Source organism: Aquimarina callyspongiae (genome assembly GCF_034322225.1).
Lineage (GTDB): Bacteria > Bacteroidota > Bacteroidia > Flavobacteriales > Flavobacteriaceae > Aquimarina.
This window is the reverse complement of record NZ_JAXLPA010000002.1, coordinates 632,906-645,296: the sequence shown is the minus strand read 5'-3', so window position 1 is coordinate 645,296 and position 12,391 is coordinate 632,906. Positions and strand designations below refer to the sequence as shown.

Annotated in this window: 7 protein-coding genes; all 7 read right to left on the bottom strand. The window is 29.5% G+C overall.

All coding sequences use genetic code 11. The features are described 5' to 3' along the window. Nucleotides 1–7: 7 nt before the first annotated feature. Nucleotides 8–646 carry a DUF6515 family protein gene (locus U0D62_RS09885; protein WP_322287112.1) on the bottom strand — a complete coding sequence of 213 codons (639 nt, stop codon included), beginning with the start codon at nucleotides 644–646 and terminating at the stop codon, nucleotides 8–10. A 188-nt stretch (nucleotides 647–834) separates the two neighbouring features. Next, entirely contained in the window at nucleotides 835–1,707 is an 873-nt protein-coding gene (locus U0D62_RS09880; RefSeq protein ID WP_322287111.1) for a hypothetical protein, read from the bottom strand. A gap of 100 nt (nucleotides 1,708–1,807) precedes the next feature. Next, nucleotides 1,808–2,875: a helix-turn-helix domain-containing protein gene (locus U0D62_RS09875; RefSeq protein ID WP_322287110.1), complete on the bottom strand. Its 1,068-nt coding sequence runs from the start codon at nucleotides 2,873–2,875 to the stop codon at nucleotides 1,808–1,810. 83 nt (nucleotides 2,876–2,958) lie between these two features. Beyond that, nucleotides 2,959–4,887 (bottom strand): hypothetical protein, encoded by a 1,929-nt coding sequence (locus U0D62_RS09870; protein WP_322287109.1) that lies wholly within the window; start codon nucleotides 4,885–4,887, stop codon nucleotides 2,959–2,961. 61 nt (nucleotides 4,888–4,948) lie between these two features. Then, a complete protein-coding gene (locus tag U0D62_RS09865; RefSeq protein WP_322287108.1) occupies nucleotides 4,949–7,333 on the bottom strand; it encodes a TonB-dependent receptor domain-containing protein in 2,385 nt (794 codons plus the stop codon). Nucleotides 7,334–7,484: 151 nt separating this feature from the next. Then, nucleotides 7,485–8,624 carry a helix-turn-helix domain-containing protein gene (locus U0D62_RS09860; RefSeq protein WP_322287107.1) on the bottom strand — a complete coding sequence of 380 codons (1,140 nt, stop codon included), beginning with the start codon at nucleotides 8,622–8,624 and terminating at the stop codon, nucleotides 7,485–7,487. Between the two features lie 121 nt (nucleotides 8,625–8,745). Then, nucleotides 8,746–12,384, bottom strand: a complete 3,639-nt coding sequence (locus tag U0D62_RS09855) for an ABC transporter permease/M1 family aminopeptidase (protein WP_322287106.1) — start codon at nucleotides 12,382–12,384, stop codon at nucleotides 8,746–8,748. Nucleotides 12,385–12,391: the final 7 nt, after the last annotated feature.

Below are 12,391 nucleotides of genomic sequence, written 5' to 3'. Positions count from 1 at the left end.
GTTTTATTTATTCTTTTTCCTTATTTACAAATACTACCTCATAAGCTGTATTTCCATCAAATGTTGACACCTTTTTATAGAGTATATTGTTATAATCATAGAAGATCTTACCATCGATTACTGCTTCTTCTGCATCTTTGTGTATCTCTTTTACTTGTGTACCGACAGGAGGTACCGTGATTTCATACTTTTCTTCTTCTGTAGATGATTTACTGACTTCTGTATAATATACTCCCGAGTGATAAAAATATATAGATGGTCCAACAACAATTCTTGTATAACCAACTGGTAATGTCTGAATTCTAAAACCTACTGGTGGTAGAACTACAATATATCCATCATTGTATACCGTATAATATATCCCTGCGTGATAATAGTATGGAAGTCCACGATATACCACATGAACATGATGTCTTGGTAGGGTAGTAACTACTACGTGATGTCTGGGATATCTGTAGTAGGGGTTTCTATAGATCGGTTGTGTTCTATATCGTCCATCATGATAATGCTTTGTTCCAATAGATTTTTTATTACTATAAGTACGTTGTGTTTTAGACCCCTTACTTCTTTGTGCTTGAAGAGAATCAGCTCCAAAAAAGGACATGAAGATTAAAATAATTCCTATAAATCTAAATACTCTTTTCATATCTATTCACTTTTATTATTATGTAATTTATCCTGTTAATTTGTATACAAATGTATTGCGATCATATACTGAAATATCCAGGTAATAAAGTGAAGTGACTAAAACAACGGATGAAATGTTCTAAATCGATTATGAACTATTTTACCCGTTGTTGTCTAAATAGAAAAATGTTATTTCTTAGTATCCAATTATCTTTTATAAGTACCATCTGGCAAAACAGTAGGCATTGTATATATTGGATTTGAAAAAATTGCAAATGCTGCGGTATCTGTGTTTTCTACAAGTGTTCTCGTATTTAAATCCCACTCGTTATCTATTTCGTTAAGTCTATTTTCTTGTGCTCCAAGCATAGAACTCATTACCCAATATAAATATTCGCCAACCTGACAATTATAATCACAAGTTGTATCATCATAAGTATACCAGGCACCAGAAGGATAGTTACTTGGTGGATTTTCAAAATGACCTCCTCTGGCAATATCCATTGCGTTACTAATCTCAGAACTGGATTGAGAACTAAACACTGTAGGGTAAGCTCTTTCATGACCTCCATTAGTTATAATATGCCATACTTCTTCTATTGCGGCATCAAATCGTCCAGTTTGTCCATTGGTATGCCATTCTGGAATCGTTTCATCAGCTCCAAGGTCCTGACCAACTTCAAATCCTTGAGGAGGATTAAAGTTATCTCTATCAGCTTCTGTTTTCCACATAAATAAGAATGCTTTATTATTGAGCATCGAATTGTAAATGGTTGAATTATCAATGGTGCCATCTTCATTATTATCCAGATATTGCGCCATTAGATTTGCGGCGTGAAGTAATTTGTTATCCTCTACTCCTGTCACAGCATATATTGGTATATCAAAAACCATTACTTTTCTATTAAAATGAGTAAAGCCTGCATCTTCATTTTTTACTATTGTAAAATTGGGATCATTTCCAGGATCAATAGTCACAGGGCCCGGATTGGTCACATTATTATCATCATTTGAACAACTTGCACAACTAAGAAAAATAGCAGCTACAAGTACTTGTAGGGTTAAAAACATTTTTTTCATCATTTTATCTTTTTAATTAAACATCTGTCTGTTGCCATATGCAGACAACAAAAAAACGCCCATTGTAAAAGATTATGCCATTCGACTTGTCCGACTGCTTCTATTCGGACTTTTTTAATTGAATTTCATACTGTTTCGGAGTAATACCTTCCAGTGTTTTAAAAGCTGTATAAAAAGTTGATTTTGAATTAAATCCAGATTCTTCTGCTAAGCCCAATATTGATAATTGCTTTGCTTTTGGAGATTGTAACAATGCCTTAAATTCATCTACCCTAAATTGATTAATAAACTGATAAAAGTTTGATGCAGAGCATTGATTAATAAGTCTAGAAACTTCCTTTTCATTTAAATTAACAAATTGAGAAAGTGTTCTTAAATTCAATTTTGGGTCAGTAAATAGTTTTTGATCGATGATTTGGTTTTTCAAAATCTCAAAAGCTTCCTGATCTTCGGTATCATTATTTATATCACTTACTTGTTTTTCTTCTTTGACATTTTCTCTTACCGAAATGAAAAGCTTTTGTTTAAAGGTTTCGTGTTGTAAAAAGCCATTATGTCCAATCCAAAATACCATAAAGAAAGTAAGGACTGTAGAAAGTGCTGCAAAATATTCAATCCAATCTTCATTTTGATATCCAATAATATCTTCTATAATCCACAAAAAATGAAAACCTAAATAAACAAATACAATAATCTTAATCCATTGCAAAGTTTTATATTCCAGATCAGAATAGAAATTATTAACTCGTTTACTATGGGTCTTAATAATAGAAAGTATATAAAGTAAAACTCCAATATTAAAAACATACTCAAAGTAACTTATTATATAATCATCAAATTCGATAAACAAAATAAGATTCAAAATAATACCGGGTAAGAATAAAATATAATACCAGGGTTTTATATGATTGTTTATCGTTTGATTAATATATAGCAGTAAAAAGGGTATTGTAAATAATGAAGTATGAATCATAAATTCTACATCATCTGAAAATGATTGTGATAATGATCCAAATACTTCAAATACTAAACTCCATAATGATAGCCCGAGAAACAGATTTGCTTTTCTGTTTTCAGACTTTGATGTTATAAACAACAAACCTAGCATAAATGCTGTGGAGCACGTTAATATATCAATTGCGGATAAAAAATTAAGTTCTAAGTGCATAAAAACAATGATAGCGATTCATCATAACTTTTCATAATTAAAATATTTCTTTATAAATCAAAAACGCAAGTTATACAGGGTTATTAAAACTTCTCTGCAATAACATCTTTGTTATCAAAGAAATAAATGATGTTTTCTATTTGATCAATAATAAAATCTGAACGATCGCTTTTAAGTTGTTTGATCATCTTTTCTTGTCCAGAATCAATATAAAGGCGTATAATCTTTATGGTATCATCGTCATTAGGAACAACAACAAGGATTTCATCATTTTCTTGCTGACTTTTTTTAACTCTCGAAAAAATTGTTTTTAATCTGGAGTCAAACTCAAGACTATTAATACTTGTTACTTTATTAATTACATTCTGATATGATTGATATGATCCATATACTCCAGATGCCACTTGATTTAAAAACCCAACATCTTTTGATACTATAACATTTTTAAAAGTTTGATTTAATTGATTGGCTGTAAAACCAATAGCCGAAGTATAAGTTCTTACTCCACGCTTTACCCAATATACAGATGCATTAAATATAGAAGTATTTTGAATCGATGAGTATTCTTTGCTATATACTAATTTACCGAAAGTATCGAAGTAATAGAATTTATTAGAATGGTTTAAAAAATAACCATCATCTCTTATAGTTAAATCAGGAAGAGATGCACGTTCAAAATCAAATTTATATAATGATATTGGGGCTTTTGTTGATCGATCAGAGAAAATATAAAAATCTCCCTGGCTATACACAGGAAATTGCTGATGCTTTTGATCATACCATATTCTATAGGGATGTTCTCTTAACTTAAGGTTTCTGGTAACAAAATCATTACTATTCAATATGACATCTTCCCATGATTTTTGACCATTATTAATAGTGATTTTATTCGCTCTTGATGGAGTAATATATATTGCGGACTGGGTATCTTCAAGGATATGGATAGGATTTTCATTGTTAGACAATGAAATTTTCACAGGATTTTCCCAGGTTTTTTGCCCTTGAGAGCTTATATGGTTTAGGAACTTTTCTTGCGCAACTAAATAACCATCTTCAACAGGAATAATCTTCTTAATCAATGGTAAAAATGATGATTTGTCCCATTGCTTTTCTCCATTAAACATATTTATAGTATTGAACCCTTTAGAAGTTATAACTATTAACATTTTTTGATCAACAATAGATTGTTTTACATTTCCCCAAACAATTGATTCTTTATCCCAAATAGGTTCAAGAGTTTTTGTAGAAAGCGCTTGAATAACTGTTTGATTATTTAATTTTTTTAATTTTAAGTGATTCGAAAATATAAAGATCGTCGACCCATCTTTACTCATTTCAAACGAAGTTACTCCTTCTTTCCTAAATACTATAGCCCCTGTTTCTTTGTTGATTTTTAATAAATACTTCTTTTTTAACCAAAAAATATCCTTCTCTGTATCTAAAACCACTTTCTCTTGATCAAATAAAGATGATTTAATAGTTTTTAAAAAATTAGCATCGTTCAAGTTAGTTTCCCATATAGTTTTACCATTCTTATAATTATAAAACCCAATAACTAAACTCTTATTTTTAATACCATCAACAAAAATTGCTTCTTGTTCAGGGATTAATAAAGTATTATTAACCGCTTTATAACCTTTGGTTTTAGAATCAAACAAAATATTTCCGTTAGCAACATTGAGTATAGTTCTTGATTTTCCTTTGGTTCCTATAGTATTGGACAATAACTCAGAACTTATGAGAGGTTTACTATCAAAAAAGACCAATGGCGTAAATGGAATCTCTTTATATGAAGAGAAGTCAAATTTTTCTAATGTTTCTTGTTTCCATAATATTTCTAATTGTGTAGGATCAATACCATACAATATGTTTTTTGATGTTTTGACCAGCAGGATTCCGGTTTGGTCATTTAAGGTTTTATCTTTTATTCTTTTACTAAAACCAATTTTATGTTGTGCTAATAGAACATTAGTTATCAATAATGCTATAATCAGTAAACCTTTCTTTCTCATGGCTTCAGTATATAATAGTTTCCAGTATTAAAAATAATCAGAACTTTTCATTTATAATAGATTAATTTGCCCTGTTGCGTTCATCATCATTACCAAATCCTCTATTTTTTAAATTTATTTTTTTGTTTCCAAAACTATACGTTAGAGAAAATCGTATATGTCTACTACTGTAGTTCTGACCATAAATTGTTTTTACTCCATTAATTTCGGATTCTAAACTACTTAAACTAGCAGTATCAAAAATATCGTTGAATAATAATGACATTTGTAAGTTTTTATTTAAAAAGCTTTGTTGTAATCCTATATTGAAACTATAGGTTTCATTTACTTTAAATAGTAATGCTTTATGTTTAGAGTTATACCAAAAATTAGCTTGTAATTTTGTGTTTTCTCCTAAAACAAAAGTGTTATTTGTTGAAAAATAAAATTGATTTCCGTTTTGCGCACTAGAGTTTAAATCATCATCTAGTTTTGTATGTTGCCTTGCAAATGAAAAATAATTCTGACTTTTCCACCAATGCGTAGGGCTGAAATTATAGATTTCGCTAATTCTCAAAAAAGATCCTGTATAATAATTTCGTCTAATAATTGCCTGAATGTCATTGTCAGGATCAGCAGAGAATAGTGTACCAAAACCATCAATAGTTCTGCTTAAATATATATTTGTGATTAATTTACCTTTATAATTATGTGCTAGTGTAAATCGGTCGGTAAATGATGGCTGTATAAATGGGTTTCCTTCTGAGTATGCATTACTGTTTATAAAACTTCTAAAAGGATTTAAATCTCTAAAGCCTGGACGGTTAATCCCTCTTCCGTAATTAAAAGAAAAATTATGGTTATCATTTTTTTGATATGAAATATAAAACCTTGGAAACAGTTTTAAATAATCGTTTTCGTTTCTCTGATCTAAGGTTTTAGAATATCCAGTTGTTTGTGTATTCTCAACTCTTAATCCTGCTTGTAAATTTAATTTATCATTTATTCTTTTAGTTCCGTTTAAATAAAAAGCCTGTACATTTTCTTTGTATTCAAATTCATTAGATAAATTAGTATCTAATACAGGTGTTCCAGAAATCGTATTAAAATTCTGTAAATTATTAAGAGTAGTAATAAAGCTAATCTTTCCTCCGTACGTAAGGTTAAAGGATTTAAAAGGGTGTTCAACATCTAATTTTAAACTATAATTATCTATATCTTGTTTTGAGAAATTTTGAGCTGCCTGATTAATTCTAATAAATTCATTGTTAGGTGAAAATGTATTTACCACATAATCATTTTCAAGAGAATTACTATAATCAAAGTAATCAAAATCTAAGGATACCTTTCTTCCAATAGTATCAAGCTTTGTGATAAGATGAGCATTGAATACCTGGCTGTTAATCTCATCTCTCCTATTGCTATCATTGATTAGTAATGAGTCTAATGAGTTAGTATTATTAATAAATCGGGTTATACCATTTCCTCTGGAATCAGGACGATCAAAATTTCCAAGATACTGCCCTCCTATTTTTGTTTTTTCAGAAATATCATATTCAACGGATAATCGTCCTGAAAAATTATCCTTTTCATCTTTTGATTCTGTTTCTACTTTCCAAAGATTATCTGGAAACAAAACATCACTATTTTCCTGATTTCTAATATTACCTTTACTTCGATTTCCAGAAACAACTAACCTCATTCTATTTTTATTATAGAAAAAGCTATTACGTAAGGTGTAAAAATTATAAGTGTTTTGATTATGAACAATACTTGAAGTATTTTTCCAGGAGTTTCTTCTACCTTTCTTATAGATGATATTTATTATTCCTCCATTTCCCTCTGCATCATATTTTGCTGGAGGGTTTGTTATAATCTCAATCTTTTTTATATCATCAGAAACAATAGAGTTTAAAAAATTAATCAAATCTTCTCCTGTTAATTGTATTAATCGCCCATCTATCATTATACGTGATGATTCTCCTCCTATCATACTTATATTATCGTTCTGAATCCTGATACCAGGAGTTACATTCAATACATCTACCGCATTGCCTCCTTTTGCTGCAATACTACTTTCTACATTAAATATTAACCGATCTGTTTTTTGCTCAATAAGTTTTTCTTCTGCTATTATTACAACTTCATCCAAGCTTTCTGCCGTTGCTTTTAAAGAAATTACTCCTAAATCTATATTACTTGTAAGAGCGATTTCTTTCTCCCAATTGGTAAAACCGATATAACTTATTATAAGTTTATACTCTCCTGCTTTTGTATTTATATTAAAAAGGCCATCCTCATTAGTAATGCCTCCTGTGTTACCTATCAATTCTCCTTTGTTATCTGTAAGTATTACATTAGCATAAACCACAGGTTCGTCACCGTTTTTGACTACTCCTTTTAATTGTAATTGTGCAATTCCAAAAAATGATGATAATAATAGAATTAATAGAAGATAATTTTTCATTTCGCTTTAAGTTTTAAAATTTAATTCGAAACAAAAATGATCTGAAACAAGATAGAAAGCGTCCAACTTAAAAAAGTAGTACGCTTTTTTTGATCACAAAATAGTACTACTTTCTACAGCGACGTACTACTTTATTATAAAAAGCTGATTATCAATGTTTTTTACGATACTCTGTAGGGGTAAGACCTGTATGTTTTTTAAAAGCTGTATTAAACGGAGATTTAGAATTAAACCCAACATCATATAATATTTCAAGGATAGTGAGTTTTTTGTTTGCTGGATTATCTAATAAATGAATGGCTTTTTTAATGCGATATTCATTAATGAAATCGAAAAAATGTTGTCCTAAATGATGGTTAATTAAAATTGATAAATCTCTAAATGGGATATTCATTTGATTTGCCAATTTATGTATTGTTAATGAAGAATCTAAATAGGATTCATTAGTTTCCATATATTTCTTAAGAACTTCTATCTGTTCAGAAAACTTATCCTCTTTTTTATTTTGGATTTCTAAATTATCTTGATTTAATAGCTTTTCTGCCAATAAGTGCTTGGTATCAATACTCCTAAATAATTCTGGATGGTATAAACTTTTCATTATAATCCAGGTTAAAAAAAACAATAAACCCAGTGTTAAAACAATACGCATAATATTTAGCACTTCTATATCAGTACCAAAAAATTTATAAACTTGTTTAGAAGTAGAAAAAACAAAAATCGCTGCAAGTATTACAGTTAATTGATATAACCACTTATAATTAAAGTTGGTTTTATTAGAATAGTTTTCTAACAATAATCGTTTATATCTTCCTAATTCTATAAAGGTTAAAATGATATAAAAAATTGTAACCAGACTTCCGTATATCGAGGATAATCTAACTTCTATATTTGAGTGAAAATTCTCTACAAAAACCTGACGTTCGCTATCACTTACCAAATAAAAACCTGGTACAAAGATTAAGATCTCGACTACAAAAGGTAAAAGATGTACCAGGTGTTTTTTTTGAATTTTAAAATCAGAATATATAGCAGATATTACATATAGATAAAGTAACGGACTTGATAAAAACATGATTTGATCACGTAGCATTTCAATCACAGAAGGTAAGCTAATGTATTTTGCATAAAAGAATACACTTATATGTACTGCAAATACTACAAAATACACTCCCATTAAAAGATTACCAATTTTATTCTTCGTCTTAACTGTAAATAAAAACACAGCAAGAAGTAATGCAATAAAGACTATAATAAGAGTTATAATTCCTAGCACTGAAAATTTATCCATAAGTCAAAACTATATCCCAAATATACTTTATACATCCTAAACAATTATAAGTTTATTTAAGGAGTTCAAAATTTATAGTATAGTAAACTTAATGAGATTTGTTTTTCTTAATCCATTGTAATTATTCTCTTTCTAAAAATACTTTTATATTATCTTCATCTTTTCTATCAATTAACTTATAAAGAGGATCTATACCTCCTTTTATAGGTTTTTGATTTACAAAAAACTCTATCTCTGTACGTTTATCTGTTATTTTATGTTTTTTTAAATATATTAGCTCTTCATCTGTTTCCTTTCCTTTTCCATAGATACCTATATCTATCCAATCATTTACATTTATTGACATTTCTTTTCCAAACGGATCAACGTTATACTTTATCGTTTCGACAGTAAGATTTACTTTATATTTATCTTCTGAAACTTTATCATAAGAGGCTTCAACAGTTTTATTTTCATAAAGTGTAACTTTATTAAACATATCATCGATAACATATTTCAAACTATCTGGAGTGACCACATTAAAATAATTTAATACATCAGTAGTAACCGCATATCTCTTTGTTTTTGTTTTTTTCAAGCCTCTAAAACTATCCCAATCTCTAACAAAACGTTTTAAAGCGACATTAACACTATCTTCTGATATATAGTCCTGTAATGCATATAAATTAATAAGACCTTTGCCATAATGAACATACTTCTGTCCAGATTCTACCAATGATAATGGCATCTCTTGTGTTTCTTCCTGTGTTCTTCCTGTCAGGTAACGATTCTTTTCTCTTTTTAAAAGCTTTTGAACCTTTTCTTCAGAATATTCTTCTTTGAGTACCATCGTAGCAGAATACTGCGCCAATGCTTCAGAAACCATCGACATCCCTTGTACATTAGCTGGGTTTACCTGATGTCCCCACCACTGATGTGCTACTTCATGGGCAGTTATATAAAATACCATATCTACATCTTCTTCATCATTAATATTCATTAAAAACCCTATTCCTTCAGAGAACGGAATTGTATTTGGAAAAGACTGAGCAAAACTTTTGTATCTGGGAAATTCTAATATTCTTAATTGTTGATACTGATATGGCCCAAAGTTCTTGCTAAAATAGGTCAACGATTTTTTCATACCGTTCATCATTCTATCCAAGTTGTATTCATGTCCTTTATGATAATAAATCTCAAGATCTACAGGACTACCTAAACTATCGTTTTCTGGTATCCATTTATCTCTAAACACTTCATATTTAGCAGAAACTATAGAATAGAAATTTGACATGGGTTTATCCATCTTATAATGAAAATAGTTACGACCATTATCAATCCATTTCTTTTGTAAATATCCTGGTGCAATGGCAGTCTGATCCTCACTGGTACCAATGATAATTTCAAAGTTGATCTCTTCTCCATCGCCATCTGATCTTCCTTCTTTAATCGCAATAGCATCATTTATTTTGGCTTTTCTATCACGAGATTGTAAACTATATTCGCTTCGATCTTTTTGATCTCGCAATTCATAACCTTTGTTGTACCCAATTGTAGGAAGATGAAAATTATCGAAGAACGTTCCGTTATATATAATTTTAGCATCCGATTTTTCTACAAAACCTTTAGTAGTAAACCTTTGTTTGAATTTCATTTTAATTGTATCACCAGGTTTCAACGGCTCTGTTAATTCAAGTATTGTATACCCATAAAACTCATATTCTTTATTCACTCTAGCGCCTTTATCTCCTTCTAACTCCAGGTTTTCTATATCTATTTTATCATTCGCCAGTTTTTGTATATGAATTCGATTAATTGCTATACTATCCTCATTTTTAAGCATATAATATCCTTCAGCGATATAATCTCTTTTTTCGGGATATAGTTCTACTTTTAAATTAACATCGATTATTTTAGGTTGTACAATATCTTCAAAATGCTTGAGTGTTTTTTCATAATTAGCATGATACTCTTTCTCTGTATTTGGAAACGAAAACTCATTAAGAACATTAGTATTATAAAAAATATAACAACCTGATACTGTAAAAACTAAAAGACTGAAAACAACTAGTTTTATTAGAGGTTTTGTAATTCGCTCCTTACTTAACTTTAACCGTTTGATGATATGAGTTTCTCTACCTCTTATAGATAATATACTGGTTATGACAAATAAGGCAATTGAAAATGCTAACCAATATGTTTTAAACCAGATATATGGCTCAAGAAAATGTCCATAACCATTCATCTCTGAATAAGTTCCTAAATCATCCCCACCAAATGAATATAATCCATGATCAATCCCAAGTACCTTTAATAATATAAAAGCAACTAAGAAAAAGATGGCTACAACGATATGTCCAAGAAATTTATGGTTGGTCAATACCTGAAAGAAAAAGGAAACAAATGAAAAAAGAACCAAAAAAGGGAGTATCTCTATAAAGAAGCCGGTAAAATACATATCTAACTGATAAAGATGATATCCTTGTAATGTTTGAAAAATGATGCCTGATACTATCAAGGCTATAAAAAGTACTATATAAATGAGAATAAGACCTATAAATTTACCAGCTAATCGTGTAAAATCAGATATAGGTAATGCATCATGAATTAGGTCAAGTTTTATATCTCTCTCTTTCCAAACCAATTCTCCAGAATAGAATATAAGAATCAGTAGAAAAAAGTAAGTAGACATTTCCTGAAGTTCTTCTACAATAATATAAGTGGCAGGAAAACTATTAACTCCAAAAGTAGTACCCAAATTAATAGAGTTAATAAAGATAATCCCCATTCCACAAAGTACTATTGCCCAGAATGAGGTTTCTTTGAGGATGGATTTAAAACTAAATAAGGTATGTTGTTTAAGATGTATAAAACTTGTCCAAAAAGTAGTACCTCTTGTAAAATCTAGCTTTACTTTATTGTTTTGATTTTCAGTAAATTCATTAATATCATTTGATTCTAACTTTGATTGCTTTTTTAAGGATCTAGTTTTTACAACAGTAAAGCTAAATTTATAATATCCAATAACTAAAACAATAACACCTATTAATACCCAAAATATACGGTTATAAAGAAGTGCTCCTTCAACAGGCAATAGTAAGGTATTACGCTCTATTTTTGTCCAGAATTGTGCTACAACATTAATTGTTTGAAAGGAAAAAGGGTCTAAAACAGCTGCAAAAAACTGATTATCGGAACCTCTTAATAATGCTAATGAACCTATATATGCTATCAATAAAAAAACACCTTGGGTATACACTACCATGAGTTTTCTGCTCAAAGCACCACCTATATAAAAAATAGCACTGCAGAAAAACAAATTAGGTAATACCAAATAGAAAAACGGTTGTAGATAATTCCATAAATCAAATGGCGCTAAGGTATCTACAGCTCTCCAAGGCATAAAGTTGCCCAATATCATTCCAAACAACAAACCGCTAAAAACAAATAATAATACTATAAAGGATCCTAAAAATCGCCCCATCAAATAATCTCTTTTTTTAATGGGATTTATAAATATCAAAGATTCCATTTGGTGATCAAAGTCTCTTAATGCTGCGACTCCCATAATCATTGATGTTATTATTGTAAAGAAAGCTGAAGTTATAGTCATGATTTTACCTATACTATAAGCAGAATTTATATCTGTAGGTGCAGAATTTGGGTCAACCAAAACATCTGATGCAACTAATGAGAATAAAAATACTACTGCAAAGTATATATAAGTATCAGCACGTTTGGTTCTATATTTAATTTCGAATTTGAGTATTTCGTACCACATAGGTTAT